This window comes from Acidimicrobiales bacterium (genome assembly GCA_036399815.1).
GTDB lineage: Bacteria > Actinomycetota > Acidimicrobiia > Acidimicrobiales > DASWMK01 > DASWMK01.
The window spans coordinates 14053-29036 of sequence record DASWMK010000252.1; the positions used below are offsets into that span (position 1 = coordinate 14053).

Annotated in this window: 16 protein-coding genes and 1 tRNA gene; 2 read left to right on the forward strand and 15 right to left on the reverse strand. The window is 76.2% G+C overall.

The features are described from left to right. The 4 genes from VGB14_19030 to VGB14_19045 all read right to left on the reverse strand — a co-directional run bounded on the left by VGB14_19030 (position 1) and on the right by VGB14_19045 (position 3622). Positions 1-993: a ribose-phosphate diphosphokinase gene (locus VGB14_19030; GenBank protein HEX9995027.1), complete on the reverse strand. Its 993-nt coding sequence runs from the start codon at positions 991-993 to the stop codon at positions 1-3. Positions 994-1008: 15 nt separating this feature from the next. Next, complete coding sequence (locus VGB14_19035; protein ID HEX9995028.1) at positions 1009-2109, reverse strand: NTP transferase domain-containing protein; 1101 nt, start codon at positions 2107-2109, stop codon at positions 1009-1011. A 43-nt stretch (positions 2110-2152) separates the two neighbouring features. Further along, positions 2153-2225 (reverse strand) — tRNA-Gln (locus VGB14_19040). Between the two features lie 23 nt (positions 2226-2248). Then, a complete protein-coding gene (locus VGB14_19045) occupies positions 2249-3622 on the reverse strand; it encodes a sialidase family protein (GenBank protein HEX9995029.1) in 1374 nt (457 codons plus the stop codon). Between the two features lie 111 nt (positions 3623-3733). Between VGB14_19045 and VGB14_19050 the strand changes: the two genes are divergently transcribed. Further along, positions 3734-3832, forward strand: a complete 99-nt coding sequence (locus tag VGB14_19050; GenBank protein HEX9995030.1) for an AURKAIP1/COX24 domain-containing protein — start codon at positions 3734-3736, stop codon at positions 3830-3832. A 130-nt stretch (positions 3833-3962) separates the two neighbouring features. On the opposite strand, the gene VGB14_19055 is transcribed toward VGB14_19050, so the two are convergent. From VGB14_19055 to metG, 4 genes are read right to left on the reverse strand one after another with little or no spacing between them, the layout of a single operon-like run. Then, the gene (locus VGB14_19055) at positions 3963-4676 is read right to left on the reverse strand and encodes a 4-(cytidine 5'-diphospho)-2-C-methyl-D-erythritol kinase (protein HEX9995031.1); all 714 of its coding nucleotides are present in this window, start codon (positions 4674-4676) and stop codon (positions 3963-3965) included. A gap of 30 nt (positions 4677-4706) precedes the next feature. Then, positions 4707-5513: a 16S rRNA (adenine(1518)-N(6)/adenine(1519)-N(6))-dimethyltransferase RsmA gene (gene rsmA, locus VGB14_19060; protein HEX9995032.1), complete on the reverse strand. Its 807-nt coding sequence runs from the start codon at positions 5511-5513 to the stop codon at positions 4707-4709. Next, on the reverse strand, positions 5510-6262 hold the full coding sequence (locus VGB14_19065) for a TatD family hydrolase (GenBank protein HEX9995033.1): 753 nt from the start codon (positions 6260-6262) through the stop codon (positions 5510-5512). Before VGB14_19065 ends, rsmA begins: the two co-directional genes overlap by 4 nt. Then, positions 6259-7794: a methionine--tRNA ligase gene (metG, locus tag VGB14_19070; GenBank protein ID HEX9995034.1), complete on the reverse strand. Its 1536-nt coding sequence runs from the start codon at positions 7792-7794 to the stop codon at positions 6259-6261. Before metG ends, VGB14_19065 begins: the two co-directional genes overlap by 4 nt. Positions 7795-8186: 392 nt before the next feature. Here metG and VGB14_19075 point away from each other — a divergent pair, with 392 nt between their 5' ends. After that, positions 8187-8879: a nucleoside deaminase gene (locus VGB14_19075; GenBank protein ID HEX9995035.1), complete on the forward strand. Its 693-nt coding sequence runs from the start codon at positions 8187-8189 to the stop codon at positions 8877-8879. Here VGB14_19075 and VGB14_19080 read toward each other — a convergent pair whose 3' ends face one another. From VGB14_19080 to VGB14_19110, 7 genes are all read right to left on the reverse strand, one after another. Further along, the gene (locus VGB14_19080; GenBank protein ID HEX9995036.1) at positions 8880-10073 is read right to left on the reverse strand and encodes a crosslink repair DNA glycosylase YcaQ family protein; all 1194 of its coding nucleotides are present in this window, start codon (positions 10071-10073) and stop codon (positions 8880-8882) included. Between the two features lie 250 nt (positions 10074-10323). Then, entirely contained in the window at positions 10324-11526 is a 1203-nt protein-coding gene (locus tag VGB14_19085; GenBank protein ID HEX9995037.1) for a DNA recombination protein RmuC, read from the reverse strand. Between the two features lie 60 nt (positions 11527-11586). Continuing rightward, the gene (locus VGB14_19090) at positions 11587-11931 is read right to left on the reverse strand and encodes a hypothetical protein (GenBank protein ID HEX9995038.1); all 345 of its coding nucleotides are present in this window, start codon (positions 11929-11931) and stop codon (positions 11587-11589) included. Between the two features lie 136 nt (positions 11932-12067). Further along, the gene (locus tag VGB14_19095; protein HEX9995039.1) at positions 12068-13099 is read right to left on the reverse strand and encodes a GNAT family N-acetyltransferase; all 1032 of its coding nucleotides are present in this window, start codon (positions 13097-13099) and stop codon (positions 12068-12070) included. A 60-nt stretch (positions 13100-13159) separates the two neighbouring features. Then, complete coding sequence (gene rsmI, locus VGB14_19100; GenBank protein ID HEX9995040.1) at positions 13160-14008, reverse strand: 16S rRNA (cytidine(1402)-2'-O)-methyltransferase; 849 nt, start codon at positions 14006-14008, stop codon at positions 13160-13162. Next, on the reverse strand, positions 14005-14334 hold the full coding sequence (locus VGB14_19105; GenBank protein HEX9995041.1) for a DUF192 domain-containing protein: 330 nt from the start codon (positions 14332-14334) through the stop codon (positions 14005-14007). Before VGB14_19105 ends, rsmI begins: the two co-directional genes overlap by 4 nt. Positions 14335-14346: 12 nt before the next feature. Further along, positions 14347-14984, reverse strand: a 638-nt coding sequence (locus VGB14_19110; protein ID HEX9995042.1) for a DUF933 domain-containing protein, incomplete at its 5' end; no start/stop codon positions are given.

Here is a 14984-nt window from a genome sequence, read left to right on the forward strand (position 1 = left end):
TCAGGCCTGGTTCTCGCCGCCGAAGATCTCCGAGACCGAGGTGTCCTCGAACACGGCGTCGATGGCCCTCGCGATGATGGCCGACACCGAGAGCACCTCGAGCTTGTCGATGAGCTTGTCGGGGCCGATCGGCAGGGTGTCGGTGACGACGACCTTGGAGATCGGCGCGTTCTTCAGCCGGTCGGTCGCCGGGTCGGACAGGACGCCGTGGGTGGCCATCACCCACACGTCGGTGGCGCCCCGGTCCACGAGGATCTCGGCGGCGGCGACGATCGTGCCGGCCGTGTCGATCATGTCGTCGACGACCACGCAGCGCCGCCCGTCCACGTGGCCGACCACGTCCCTGGCGAGGACGGTGTTGGCCACCCCCTTCACCCTCGTCTTGTGGACGAAGGCCAGGTCGGCCCCGACGTGCTGGGCGATCCGCTCGGCCACCTTCACCCGGCCGGCGTCGGGGGCGACGACGACGAGGTCGGTGGCACCGGAGGCTTTGACGTAGTCGACGAGGACGGGCTGGGCCGTGAGGTGGTCGACCGGGGTGTCGAAGAAGCCCTGGATCTGGCCGGAGTGGAGGTCGACGCTGACCACCCGGTCGGCCCCGGCGGCGGCCAGCATGTCGGCCACCAGCTTGGCCGTGATCGGCTCCCGGCCCTCGGCCTTGCGGTCCTGGCGGCCGTACCCGTAGAAGGGGCAGACGGCGGTGATGCGCTTGGCCGATGCCCGCTTGGCCGCGTCGATCATGATCAGCTGCTCCATGATCGAGTCGTTCACCGGACGGGTGTGGGTCTGGACGACGAACACGTCCGTGCCCCTGATCGACTCGTTGAAGCGGCAGTGGACCTCGCCGTTGGCGAACTCCCGGAGGTTGGCCTCGCCGAGCTGGACGCCGAGGTGCTCGGCGATGCGCTCGGCCAGCTCCCGGTGGGAACGGCCCGAGTAGAGCCGCAGGGTCTTCTTCGGCTGCGCGCTCTTCCCGCCCACCACCTGGAGCACGGCGCCTCCCCTCCCCTAGTCGGTCCCCTCCGCCCGGCCAGTGTAGAAGGGCCCGGTCCTCACGCCGGGAGCGACGTGGCTGCCGGGGTCGAGGGCGGCGAACGGGCCGACGACGGCGCCGGCGCCGATCTCGGCGTCGCTGGCCACCGTCTTCTGGAGCTTGGCCCCGGCCCCGACCACGCAGTCGACCAGGCGGCAGTCGGGGCCGATCTCGGCGCCGGCGCCGACGACCGTTCGCCCCTGGAGGAGCACGCCGGGGAAGAGGGTGACGTCGGGGCTGAGCGACACGGTGGCGTCGAGGTAGGTGGCGCCCGGGTCGACCATGGTCACGCCCTGGCACAGCCAGCGCTCGTTGGTCCGCCGGCGCAGCTCGGCCTCGGCCGCGGCCAGCTGGACCCGGTCGTTGACCCCGGCCGTCTCCCTCGGGTCGGTGGCCACCAGGGACTCGACCCGGTAGCCGGCGTCGTGGAGGACGCCGACGACATCCGTCAGGTAGTACTCGCCCTGGGAGTTCTCCGGGCTCAGCCGGCGGAGGGCGGGGGCCAGCAGCGAGCGGCGGAAGCAGTAGATCGACGTGTTGACCTCGACGATCGCCCGCTCCTCGTCGGTGGCGTCGCCCTCCTCGACGATGCGGGCGACGCGCCCGTCCTTGCCCCGCACGATCCGCCCGTAGCCGGTCGGGTCGGCCAGCTCGGCGGTCAGCACGGTCGCCGCCGCGTCGGTCCTGAGGTGCTCCTCGACGAGGGCGGCGACCGTCTCCTGGCGCAGCAGCGGGGTGTCGCCGGGCAGCACGAGCACGTCGCCGCCGTCCTCGTCGTCGTCCATCAGCCCGGTGAGCCCGACCGAGGCGGCGTCGCCCGTCCCCCGCTGCACCCGCTGCTCGACGAACTCGATGAGGATGTCGGGGCCGTCCTCCTGGAGCTTCTTCGTCACCCGCTCGGCGCCGTGGCCGACGACGACGACCGCCCGGCGCAGGGGCTGGGCGGCGGCGGCGTCGAGGACGTAGAGGAGCATGGCCCGGCCGCACAGGAGGTGCAGCGGCTTCGGGCGCGTCGACCGCATGCGGGTCCCCTCGCCGGCGGCGAGCACCATGGCGGACAGCGGACGGTCGGTCATGGCCCCGTTCTATCCGGCGCGGCGCCCGGGTCGGCGGCGCCCGTTCGGGGGGGAGGGCTCGAACCTCCAACACCCGGCTCCAAAGGCCGGTGTTCTGCCAGTTGAACTACCCCCGACCGAGACGCCGAAGGTACCGCCCCTAGATGCCGGTCACCGCGTACATGGACACGTCGAGGCCCTCGTCGTCGGGGGGCAGGGCGATCGGGACGACGGCCACCGCCGACCCGTCGGCGAGGAACGAGGTCGACACGTAGTCGCCCACCATGAAGCCCGACGTCGTCACCGGCACCCACGAGAGGCGCATCGGCGTGGCGTTCACCCGGACGGGGCTGCTCCAGCCCAGCCCGGCGCTCGACGAGTGGGTCGTCCAGACGTCGAGCTGGCAGGCGCCCGGCCGGCAGTTGGCGTCCTCGAAGGCGAAGTAGGTGAGGGCGAGGCGGGCCTCGGGGCCGCCGGTCGACCGGTCGACGGCCAGGGCGGGGATGACCTGGTCCTGGTTGCTGGTCGACGCCACCGTGGCGATCCGCACGGGCGTCGTCCACGTGCGGCCCACGTCGCTCTGGCTGAGGACGATGTCGTTGGCCGAGCACCCGCGCCGGAACCGGCAGTCCGACCACACGACGTAGATCCGGCCCCTGGCGTCGACGTCCACCGACGGCAGCGGAAGCTCGCGGAGGGCGCCGGGGAAGTGGTGGCGGACGTTGCTGATCTCGACCGAGCCCTCCCAGGTCTGGCCGCCGTCGGTCGAGCGATAGGCCCGCATGGCCGAGCCGAACAGGTAGGGGGCGACGATGGTGCCGTCGGGCTGGACGACCGGCTGCACGCCGATGCCGGCGGCGTCGTCGACGCGCCGGGGCTCGCTCCAGGTCAGGCCGCCGTCCCTCGACACGTCGTTGAAGAAGCGGCCGCCGGCGATGGCGTCGTCCCAGCTGCCGTAGCAGGACCCGAAGAACGGGCTCTGCTCCCAGTTGTCGCAGGTCAGCCAGTTCTTGTCGTAGAACGTGCCCGGCTCGCCGGGGGCCTCGGGCCGGGGCCGGCTCCAGTTGAGGCCGTCGGTCGACCGGCTGACGACGAGGTCGTTGGGCGGGCTGCCGGGGCGGATGCCGAGGCTCTGGATCATCCACACGCCGTGGGCGGCGTCGTAGGCGACGACGGGGTCGGAGACCCGCTCCCAGCGGCCGGGCGGGTCGGCGACCGGCGTCGTGCCGGGCAGGAAGCCGTGCTGCCAGGTGCGGCCGCCGTCGGTCGACGTGGCCCACCCGATGTTGTCGGCGCCCCCGTCGAAGTAGCGGCCGACCTGGAAGGCGCTCACGACCGTGTCGCCCCAGGCGAACGTGTCGGGCTCGACCTCGGTGCGGTGCTGGGCGTTCGGCGTGGTGTACGGGTCGGTGCTGATGCGCTGGACGTCGACGCCGGGGGCGGCGACCGTGGCGGTCTGCGACACGGCCGGCTGGGCGTGCACGACCGAGGCCAGCAGCAGGAGTGCCGACAGCAGGACGGATCGACGCGGCATGCGTCCCCCCTTCGCACGGCCGGGTCGGCCCCCTCCGGCGCTGGTTGGTGGGCGGGACCTTAGCCCGCCGGTTCGCACCGGCGCCGGGGTCCGGTAGGGTGGCTCCCCGTCATGGGTTCGCTCATCAAGAAGCGCCGCAAGCGCATGCGCAAGAAGAAGCACAAGAAGATGCTGAAGCGCACCCGCTGGCAGCGTCGCGCCGGCAAGTAAGCGCCAGCACCACGGACCTCGCCGACCGCCCCCTCGGGGGCGGTCGGTGCGCGTCGCGCCCCGGGTCCCGGGCGGTCGGCGGCCGGCCGGGTCGCCGGGCGGGTTCGGGCCGGGTTGGCCGGCGGCGCGGTCAGGGCCGGGCGGTCCGGGTGACCACCCGGCCGTCGCCCGGGAAGGCGCCCTCGACGAACCAGGTCGACCCGCTGCCGGCGAGCACCGGGGTGGCGCCGGTGGCGTCGCCCAGCCGGTCCCGCCACCGGGCCAGCCGGGGCTCGACCGCCAGCGCCGCCGGCTCGAGGTCGTTCGGCCCGTCGGCCGACGGCCCGCCCAGGCGGTCCCACGCCGCGTACACCGCCGGGGTGGCGGCGGCGAAGGGCGGGGTCAGCAGGGTGAACACCCGGTCCACCTCCGGCAGCGGCTCCAGGCGCTCGCCCACGCCGGTCACCCTGGCCCGGCCCCCGACCAGGCAGAAGGGCACGTCGGCCCCGAGGCCGGCGGCGACCGAGAGGTCCGAGCAGCCCGCCCAGCGGAGCACGGCGGCGGCGTCGGCCGACCCGCCGCCCAGCCCGGCCCCCGCCGGGATGCGCTTGGTGAGGGTGACGGCGGCCGTGCGGCCGACGGCGGCCAGCGCCCGGCGGACGAGGTTCCCGTCGCCGGTGGGCACGTCCGGGCCGGCGGCCGGTCCGCCGACGGTGAGCCCGTCGCCCTCGGCGAAGGTCAGGGTGTCGGCGAGGTCGACGGTCACCATCTCCGCGTCGAGCAGGTGCCACCCGTCGTCCCGCACGCCGGTCACCCGCAGCGAGAGCGTCAGCTTGGCCAGCGCCCGGACGGTCTCGGTCGCCATCCCGCCGACGCTAGGCGGCCCGGTCGCCGGTCAGGCCGAGGCCAGCCGACCCCAGTCCTCGACCGACAGGTCCTCGGCCCTCGCTCCGGGGTCGACCCCCGCGGCGGCGAACCCGTCGGCGTCGACCAGGCCGGCGAGCGAGCGGCGGAGGGTCTTGCGGCGCTGGCCGAAGCCGGCCCGCACGAGCGCGAACAGGCGGGCCGGGTCGGCCGGTGTGGCTGGGACGGGCCGGCGGGTGATGCGGACGAGGGCGGAGTCGACCCGGGGCCGGGGCAGGAACACGGTCGGCGGCACCCGGCCGACCACCTGGGCCGTCGCCCAGTAGGCGACCTTGACCGACGGGATGCCGTAGGCCGGGTCCCCCGGTCCGGCGGCCAGGCGCTCCCCCACCTCGGCCTGCACCATCACGAGGAGGCGGTCGACGGCCGGCACGTCGTCGAGCACGTCGAGCACGAGCGGGGTGGCGACGTTGTAGGGGAGGTTGGCGACGAGCGACCAGCGGCCGGCGGCGGCCAGCAGCCCCTCCCAGTCGAGGGCCATGGCGTCGCCGTGGACGACCCGGGCGCCCGTCCCGGCCAGCACCTCCTCGAGCACGGGCACGAGGTGGGCGTCGACCTCGACGGCCGTCACGGCGGCGCCGGTCTCGGCGAGGGCGAGGGTCAGCGCGCCGAGGCCGGCCCCGACCTCCACCACGTGGTCGCCGGCGCCCACCCCCGCGAGGCGGGCGATCCGGCGGACCGTGTTGGGGTCGACCACGAAGTTCTGGCCGAGCGAGCGCTTGGGGGCGAGCCCGTGGCGGGCGAGGAGGGCGGCCGCGTCGCGGCGGCCGATGGTCACCCCGGGAGGCCGTAGACGGCCGACGCCGCCCGCCACGACGCCTCGGCCACCTCCTCGGCCGCCACGCCCTTGGCCGCCGCCACGCCCGCGCCGACGAGCGGGACCAGCGCCGGCCGGTTCGGGCGGCCCCGGTGGGGCACCGGGGCGAGGTAGGGCGAGTCGGTCTCGACGAGGAGGCGGTCGAGCGGGCACAGCGCGGCCGCCTCCCGGAGGTCGCCCGCGCTCGGGAACGTGACGATGCCGGAGAACGAGAGCCAGGCGCCGAGATCGAGGCAGCGGCGGGCCTCGTCGGCCCCGCCGGTGAAGCAGTGGAAGACCGTCCGCTCGGGCACGCCCTCGGCGGCGAGGACGGCGAAGGTGTCGTCCCACGCCTCCCTCGTGTGGATGACGAGCGCCATGCCCCTGGTCGTCGCGAGGGCGACCTGCGCGGCGAAGACCTCCCGCTGCACGGGGCGGGGCGAGTGGTCGTAGTGGTAGTCGAGGCCGCACTCGCCGACGGCGACCACCTCGGGCTCGTCGAGCAGGTCCTCGAGCCCGTCGAGGCCGTCCTTGGCGTCGTGGGGGTGGACGCCGGCCGTGGCCCACACGCCGTCCAGGGCGCGGGCGGTGGCGACGGCGGCGGCCGACCGGGCCGGGTCGGTGCCGACGGTGACCAGCCGGGTGACCCCCGCCTCCCGCGCCTCCGCCGCCGCCTCGGCCCCGGCCGGCCCGGGGTCGAGGTGGCAGTGGTTGTCCGTCCAGCGGGTCATGCCTTGATGCGGGGGAACAGCGGGGCGCCCTTCTCGACGGCGAGGCCGCCCGGGTAGCCGCCCCACGCCGTCGACGCCGGCACCCGCTCGTCGGCCGGCGAGCCGGCCAAGCCGATGCGGCGCCAGATCTCGGCGCACGCCGCCGGCAGGGCCGGGGTGGCGAGGATGGCGACGATGCGCAGCGCCTCCAGCGCGTCGCCGAGGACGGTGTCCACGGCCGGCCCGGGCTCGGCCTTCCACGGCTCGTTGGCCTCGAGGTGGGCGTTGGCCGCGTGGATCAGCCGCCAGGTCGCCTCGAGCGCCTGGGACGGGGCGATCGACGCCCACGCCGCGCTCGCCGCCTCGACGACCTCCGAGGCGACGGCCCGCAGCGGGCTGTCCGGCGTGGGCGCCGGGCCGGTGCCGCCGCACTTGCTGCCGACGACGGTCGCCACCCGGGCGACGAGGTTGCCGAGGTTGTTGGCGAGGTCGGCGTTGTAGCGGGCGACCATCCCCTCGTAGGAGAAGTCGCCGTCGGGGCCGAACGGCGTGTCCCGCAGGAAGTGGTAGCGGAACCCGTCGACGCCGAAGTCCTCCACCAGGTCGGCCGGCGCGATCTGGTTGAGGCGGGTCTTGCTCATCTTCTCGCCGCCCACGAGGAGGAAGCCGTGGACGTGCACGCCGGCCGGCGGGTCGATGCCGGCGGCGAGCAGCAGGGCCGGCCAGTAGACGCAGTGGAAGCGGAGGATGTCCTTGCCGATCAGGTGGTGCACGACCGGCCACCAGGTGGCGAAGCGCTCGTCGTCGGCGCCGTAGCCGACGGCGGTGGCGTAGTTGATCAGCGCGTCGTACCAGACGTAGAAGACGTGGCGGTCGTCCCAGGGGACGGGGACGCCCCAGGTGATCGACGTTCGGCTGATCGAGATGTCCTCCAGGCCCTGGCGGATGATGCCGAGGGCCTCGTTGCGCTTGCCCTCCGGGGTGATGGCGTCGGGGTGGGCCTCGAACCAGTCGAGCAGGGGCTGGGTGAAGGTCGAGAGCCGGAAGAACCAGTTCTCCTCCTTCAGCTCCTCGACGGGGCGAAGGTGGATCGGGCACTTGACGCCGTCGACGAGGTCGCCGGGCGCGTAGTAGGCCTCGCAGGCGACGCAGTAGAGGCCCTCGTAGGTGCCGAGCTCGATGTGGCCGTTCTCGTAGGCCCGCCGGAGCAGGGCCTGCACCGCCCGGTGGTGGCGGGGCTCGGTGGTGCGGATGAAGTCGTCGAAGCCGATGTCGAGGAGGCGCCAGGCCTCCTTGAACCGCTCGCTCGTGCGGTCGGCCCACTCCTTCGGGCTGACACCGTTGGCCTCCGCCGCCCGCTGCACCTTCAGCCCGTGCTCGTCGGTGCCGGTGAGGAACCAGGTGTCGTCGCCGATCAGGCGGTGCCACCGGGCGAGCGCGTCGGCGGTGACGGTGGTGTACGCGTGGCCGATGTGGGGGGCGTCGTTGACGTAGTAGATGGGCGTCGTGACGTAGAAGCGGGCCACGTCGCCCACCCTAGGTCGCTTCGTCATGGGTGCTCCTCGCTGGCCCGGCACGGCCGGGTCGGCAGGAGCGGACCGGGCCGTCGCGGGCCCGGTCGCGGCGCGTCAGCCGGCGCTCGGGGGCCCGTGGAGGGCCCAGGGCATGGCGGCGGCGCCGATGGTGGTCACGCCGGCGATGGTAGGGCGGCAGGTTGCCGCGGCGACCGGGTATTTCGACGGCCCGGCGGGGGCGCGGGGCGCGCTCGGCCGGCTCGGGGTTCGGCGGGCGGGCCGGCGTTGACCGGCCGGCTCACGGGCCGACGCAGCTCGGACGGTGAGGGGACGAGCGAGCGGGCGGCGGTCGCGCTGGCAAGCGGGCAAGCGGGCGGGCGGGGGCAGGTCGGGTGCTCGTTGGTGGGCCGGGGCCGCTACGGTCCGGCGGCGTGGGGCGAGGGGGGGCGGACGGGGATCGGGACGGCCTCCCGGGCGACGGGCGGACGGCCTGGGCGGCGCTCGAGGCACCGTGGCGGGCGGCGTTCGAGCAGGCGTGGGCGTCGTACGCCGCCGGCAGCCTCGGGATCGGCGCCGTGCTCACCGACCCCACCGGCGCGGTCGTCGCCACCGGCCGGAACCGCCTGCTCGAGACCGAGGCGCCGCCCGGCCAGGTCGCCGGGTCGACGGTCGCGCACGCCGAGGTCAACGCGCTGGCGTCGGTCCCCGTCGGGCGGGGCCGGCACCTCGCCATCTGGTCGACCCTCGAGCCGTGCCTCCAGTGCAGCGGGGCCATCGTCATGGCGGCCGTGCCGGTCGTCCGCTTCGCCGGCGGCGACCCGCTGTGCGACGGGCTCGCCGGCATCGCCGGCTGCACGCCCTTCGTCGCCGACCGCTGGCCGGCGCTGCACGGGCCCCGGCCCGACCGCTTCGGCACGCTCGGCGCCCTGCTCCCGCTGGCCCGGTTCGTCACCCTGGACCGCGGCGACGTGGTCGTCACCGCCTACACGGCCCGCCACCCGGACCTGGCCGACCTGGCCGGCGCGCTGGCGGCGTCCGGCGAGCTCGACCGGCTCGTCGCCGGGGGCGCGACGACGGCCGACGTCGTCGCCGCCCTCTGGGACCGCCTGCCCGTGCTCGCCTGATCAGCCGGCGGCGACGGCGACCGACAGCGCCGGCGCCAGGTCGCCGGCCGGCACCACCTCGACCCCGCCGAGGCCGAGCCAGGCCGACATCGCCCGCAGCTCCTCCGCCAATGCCGCCGCCACCTCCCGGTGGTCGACCTCGGGCTCGGCGTGCGCGGCCCGCACCTCGAGGACGCCGGCGGCGCGTTGGGCCTTGAGGTCGGCGCGGGCGACCAGGCGGTCCCCGAGCAGGAACGGCAGCACGTAGTAGCCGTAGACCCGCTTCGGCGCCGGCGTGTAGATCTCGATGCGGTAGCGGAACCCGTAGAGGCGCTCTGTGCGGTCCCGGAACCAGACGACCGGGTCGAACGGGGTGAGCAGCGCGGCCGCCTCCGCCCGCCGCGGGCGCCGGGCCTCGGGGTGCAGGTAGGCCGGCTGGCGCCATCCCTCGACCTCGGCCGGAAGCAGCCGCCCCTCGTCTACGAGCTCGGCGAGGATCGCCTTCGACTCGGCGAGGCGGAGGCGGTAGTAGTCGGCGACGTCGGCCGCCGTCCCCACGCCGACGCTCCTCGCCCCGAGCACCAGCAGCTCCCGGTACGCCGACCGGCGGTCGGGGGTCGGCGCGGCGAGGACCTCGGCCGGCAGCACGCGCTCGGGCAGGTCGTAGAGGCGGGCGAAGTTGCGGCGGCCGGCCACCGCCAGCCGCCCGGCGCCGAACAGGTACTCGAGCGCGACCTTGCCCTTCGACCAGCCCCACCACGGCCCGGCCCGGTCGCCGCCGTCCTGGAGGTCGGTGACGGCGAGGGGCCCGCGGCGACGGACGTCGTCGAGCACGCGCTCGACGTAGTCCGGGTCCTCCTTCTGGAGCTTCAGCTCCCGCCGGTCGAGCAGCGCGGCGTAGCGCTCCATCCGGTGGCGCAGGTGGGGGTGCAGGCCCACGGGCACGTAGCTGGCCTCGTGGCCCCAGTACTCGAACAGCTCGCGCCGCCGGAAGGCGAGCTCGTCGAGCACCCCCCGCGGGTAGGCCCCGAGCCGCGACCACAGCGGCAGCTCGTGCGAGCGGACCAGCACGTTGACCGAGTCGATCTGCACGAGGCCCATCGCCCCGAGAGCGCGCCGGACGTGGCGGAGGTCGACCCGCCCGGCCGGCCGGCCGTCGACCAGTGCCTGCGCGCCGAGCGCCACCCGCCGGGCCGCCGCCGCCGACAGCCGCACGGGCGCGACCGTGCCGCCGCCGCTCACCACGCGGTCACCGACACCTCCCGCCCCTCGGGAGCCGACGGCGCCGCTCCCATCCGGTCGCCGGCTGCGGCGCCGCCGGCGACACCGGGCGCGTGCCGCCGCGACGACGGCCGGGGATCGCCTGCCGACCAGGGCGCGACCGGCCCCGCCGCACGCGCCGGCCGCGGCGGGCCGCCCGCCGCCGCCCTGTGCGGCTCGGGGATGTGCTCGTTCGGGGCGTCGGTCAGGCGTCCTCCGTCCCGGTGCCGGGGAGGGCGACGACCTCGCCGTCGCCGGTGCCGAAGCCGGCGGCGACGGGCAGGTCGCGGTCCCTGCGCAGCTCCTCGATCTTCGCCAGCGGGCGTTCCAGCTGGCGCCGGCGGGTCGTGGCCAGCCGCTCGTACTCCTTGCCGGCCGACTCGATCCGGGCGCCCACCTTGTCCAGCTGCCCGCAGAACCGCTCCCACTGCTCCGCGAACGCCCCGAGCAGGGAGAGGACCTCGTTCGAGGTCTGCTCCAGCACGAAGTTGTCGAAGGCCTGGCGGATGACGGCCAGCACGGCGAACAGGCTGAACGGCGAGCAGGGGACGACCTTCTGGCGCAGGCAGTCGTCGAGCAGGGTCGGGTCCTGCTCGTGGATGAAGCCGTACACGCTCTCGTTCGGGATGAACAGCAGGACGTAGTCCACCGTGCCGGCCGCGGCGTCGACGTAGTCCCGCCCGCAGAGCTCTCGCACCCGGTGGCGGACGTCGCGGAGGAAGTCGGCCCGCCGCCTGGCCCGCTCGTCGTCCGTCGCCGCCTCCAGGTACCGCAGGTAGTTGGCGGCCGGGAACTTGGCGTCCATGTGGACGACGTGGCCGCGAGGCAGGGGGAAGGTGAAGTCCGGCCGGGTGCCGCGGCCGTCGATCGTGCGCTGCTTCAGGTAGTTCACGCCCTCCACGAAGCCGGCGAGGCGCAGCACGTCCTCCGCCATCCGCTCGCCCCACTGGCCCCTCGCCTGCGGGCTGGCCAGCGCCTCCCGGAGCCCGGCCGTCGTCGCCGTGAGCTCGGCCGTCGTGCGGGCCGTCGCCTCGAGCCGGGTGGTGAGCTCGCCGTGGGCCCGCACCCGGTCCCGCTCGAGGGCGGCGACGAGGCCGGCCACCCGTTCGAGCTGGTCGCCCATGGCGGCCAGCCGCCCGTCGATCAGGCCCTTCTTGGACTCGAGCTCCCGCTCACCGGCCGCCAGCTCCGCGCCGAGCCGCTCCCTCGCCATCGTGACGACGTGGTCCACCGCCGCCCGCACGGTCGCGTCGCGCTCGGCCGCGGCCGCCTCGCGGACCTCGGCCGCGACCAGCGCGGCCGCCTCGTCCGCCGCCGCCCGCTGGCGGGCCGCGACGACGGCCGCGGCCAGCACCGCCGCGACCCCGGCGGCCGCCACCGCCACCGTCACCACCAGCACGAGGACCATGCGGCAAACCCTAAGCAGGGGGTGTGACAGGAACGGGGACCGGCGGCCGGGCCGGCGGGATCAGCGGGCGGAGCGGAGCAGCCAGGGGCGGACCACGGCGACGCTCGCCGCCGGGTCGAACGGCACGAGGTGGACGACCACGGCCTGGCCCGGGTCGGGACCGGGCGCGTCCTCCTCCAGCACGACCTCCTCGTCGCGCTCGTCCTCGAACACGTCCCGCACGCCGAGCACCAGCCCGCTCAGCAGCGCGCCGGTGGCGGCGCCCCGGCGCACCGGACGGGACGGCGCCGCACGGTGCCGCCGGTCCTCCGCCGGGGGCCGGCCCCAGGCGTCGAGGGCCGCCAGGGTCGCCTCGTCGTAGACCTCGGAGAGGTCCGGCGGCGGCGGTCGGTCGGCGTCCTGCATGCCCCGACCAGCGTACGGGCGCGTCGGGTCGATACGCCCGTTCCGACGACGGCCGCCGGCGCCGCCGACGCCCGGCACGAGTCGCCTCCTCAGACGGTCCGCAGGCTGAGCGACGGCCGGCCCCGGCCGCGACGGATCAGGCGAGGCGGGCGCGGTAGCGGACCTCGGGGACCGTGATGCGGTCGCCCGGTGGGCCGACCTCCTCGTCGCGCGTCGCACCGTCGGGGGCCCAGCCGGCGGCCTCGTAGAAGCGGCAGGCCCGGTCGTTCCCGGCCAGCACCCACAGCACCGCCTCGGCGAACCCGGCCGCCCGCAGCCGGTCGGTGACCGCGGCGAGCAGCGCCCGACCCCGGCCCGCGCCGATCGCCGCCGGGTGGCAGTAGAGGGCGTGGACCTCGCCGTCGGCACCGCCGCCCGCCTCCGGGCCGTACATGGCGAACCCCTCGACGGTGCCCGGCGGGCCGGCGACGACGACCGTCGCCTCGGGGAGCGAGGGCTCCTCCGACGAGAGCCGGCGGGCCCACTGACGCCACCGGGCGACGGGGTCGAGGGCGGCCAGGAAGGCGCCGGGCATCTGGTCGGCGTAGGCGAACCGCCAGGAGGCGACGTGGACGAACGCGACGGCCGGCGCGTCGGACGGCACCACGTCCCGCACGACGACCGCCGGCTCCGGCCCGCCGCCGGCGCCGACGGGCACCGGGAAGGCGGTCGACAGCCCCGCGACGGCGTCGCCCCGCTCCTCGGGCGGCGGGGCCCCGGCCGGGGAGCCGGCGAGCGGCGGGAGGGACAGGCCGGCGGCCGAGGCCAGGTCGCGGGCGGCGGCGAGGTCGTCGGAGGACGGGGCGGGGCGGCGGTCGAGCAGGAGGAGGAGCGCGACCTCGGGCCGCAGGCACGGGAGGCGCCGCCCGGCGAGGCGGCCGTCGACCACGTCGCCGTCGGCCAGCGTGCGGGCCTCGCCGCCGCCACCCATGGGGCGGGCGTCGACGACCAGCGCGCCGCCGGCCGCCGAGACGGCGTCGGCCACCCGCTCGATCGGCACGACGACCTCGGCCGGCCCCGACGGCGACCGACCCGCGATGGCGTCCGCCGCCCACCGCCCGGCCAGGCCGAACGGCACGCCGGCGGCGGCCAGGCGGTCCAGCGCGGCGAAGGCGTCGTCGGCCGTCACCGCGGCCCCACGTCGGCCGCCCACCGCGTCGACCGCCGCCGCCCCGAAGTGCGGCGCAGGTCAGCCATCGTCACCGCCCGCGCCGAGGTCGACGGCGATCGCGTACACCCGGCGCTTCGGCACCTTGAGCTCGGCGGCGACCTCGGCGACGGCGGTGCGCTTGTCCTCCCCCGCGGCGAGGCGGTCCCGCAGGGCTCGCTCGACGTCGCCGTCGGTCGCCGGCCCGGTGGGCGGCGCGCCGGCCACCACGATCACGAACTCCCCGAGCGGCGCCACCGCCTCGGCCCGCTCGACGGCCGCCGCCAGGGTGCCCCGCCACACCTCCTCGTGGAGCTTGGTGAGCTCCCGGGCCAGCACCACCTCCCGCCGGCCGCCCATCGCCTCGGCCAGGTCGGCCAACGTGCGGGCCAGGCGGTGGGGCGCCTCCAGCAGCACCATCGTGCGCTCCTCGCCGGCCAGGGCGCGCAGCCGCTCGCCCCGCCCCGACCCCCGCCGGGGCAGGAACCCCTCGAAGCAGAACCGGCCGGTCGGCAGCCCGCTCACCGTCAGCGCGGCGACCACCGACGACGGCCCGGGCACGGCGACGACCTCGTGCCCGGCCGAGACGGCCGCCCGCACCAGCCGCTCGCCCGGGTCGGAGATGGCCGGCGTGCCGGCGTCGGTCACGAGCGCCACCCGCTGGCCGCGGTCGAGGTAGGCGAGGACGGCCCGCACCTCGCCGGCCTCCGTGTGGTCGTTGACGACGAGCAGCCGGGGCGCCGGCACGCCCGCGTGCTGGAGGAGGCGGCCGGTGCGGCGGGTGTCCTCGCAGGCGATCACGTCGGCGGCGCGCAGCTCCTCGACGGCCCGGGGCGACAGGTCGCCGAGGTTCCCGATCGGGGTGGCGACGAGGACGAGCGCGCCGCTCACGACCGCACCTCCAGCCGGTCGCCCGGCCCGACCCCCCACCGGGAGAACGACCCGGCCTCGGCCTCGACGACGGCGCGGGCGCGGAGCACCGCCCTCGTCACCCGGTTGCGGGGGACGGTCACCACCCGCAGGACGACGAGGTCGGCGTCGCAGAAGGCGACGTCGACGGGGACCCGCATGCCGATGGTGTGGACGGACCGGCACGGCCGGATGAGCAGCGCGCCCTCGATCCGGTCCTTCCCGAGCAGGCCCCGCCGGCGGCTGGCGCGCCGGTCGGCCACGTCGAGGGAGGCGAGCACCCTGCCGTCGCAGACGAGCCAGGCCACCCCGCCCGCCGCTCAGACGTTGAAGCGGATCTCGAGGACGTCGCCGTCGGCGACGACGTAGTCCTTGCCCTCGACGCGGAGCTTGCCGGCCTCCTTGGCCTTCGCCCACGAGCCGATCTCGAGGAGCTCGTCCCAGCGGATGACCTCGGCCCGGATGAACCCCCGCTGGAGGTCCGAGTGGATGCGGCCGGCGCACTCCGGCGCCTTCGACCCGGCCCGGAACGTCCACGCCCGCGACTCCTTGTCGCCGGTGGTGAGGAACGTCCGCAGCCCGAGCAGGTGGTAGGCGGCCCGCACGAACCGGGGCAGCGCCCCCTCGCCGAGGCCGAGGCCCTCCAGCAGCTCCGACCGCTCGTCGGGGTCGAGGCGGGCGGCCTCCGCCTCCAGCTGGACCGACATGGCGACGACCTCCGCGCCCGGCCCGAGCTCGGCGGCGACCGCGGCGGCGAGCTCGTCGGCCCGGTCGAGCTGGTCCTCGCCGACGTTGACGACGGCCAGCACCGGCTTCGCCGTCATGAGGAAGAACGGGGCGAGCAGGGCCCGGCGCTCGGCGTCGATGCCGCCCTTGTAGAGGGGGGTGCCGGCCCGGAGGAGCTCGAGCGCGGCGTCGAGCGCGGCGACCTCGGCGGTGAGCGACCTGTCGGCCCTCG

Bases quoted from the DNA above. Each gene is read 5' to 3' on its own strand.
- VGB14_19035 (HEX9995028.1), bottom strand. From the start codon at position 2,109: ATGACCGACCGTCCGCTGTCCGCCATGGTGCTCGCCGCCGGCGAGGGG.
- VGB14_19045 (HEX9995029.1), bottom strand. From the start codon at position 3,622: ATGCCGCGTCGATCCGTCCTGCTGTCGGCACTCCTGCTGCTGGCCTCG.
- VGB14_19050 (HEX9995030.1), top strand. From the start codon at position 3,734: ATGGGTTCGCTCATCAAGAAGCGCCGCAAGCGCATGCGCAAGAAGAAG.
- VGB14_19055 (HEX9995031.1), bottom strand. From the start codon at position 4,676: ATGGCGACCGAGACCGTCCGGGCGCTGGCCAAGCTGACGCTCTCGCTG.
- VGB14_19065 (HEX9995033.1), bottom strand. From the start codon at position 6,262: ATGACCCGCTGGACGGACAACCACTGCCACCTCGACCCCGGGCCGGCC.
- metG (HEX9995034.1), bottom strand. From the start codon at position 7,794: ATGACGAAGCGACCTAGGGTGGGCGACGTGGCCCGCTTCTACGTCACG.
- VGB14_19085 (HEX9995037.1), bottom strand. From the start codon at position 11,526: ATGGTCCTCGTGCTGGTGGTGACGGTGGCGGTGGCGGCCGCCGGGGTC.
- VGB14_19090 (HEX9995038.1), bottom strand. From the start codon at position 11,931: ATGCAGGACGCCGACCGACCGCCGCCGCCGGACCTCTCCGAGGTCTAC.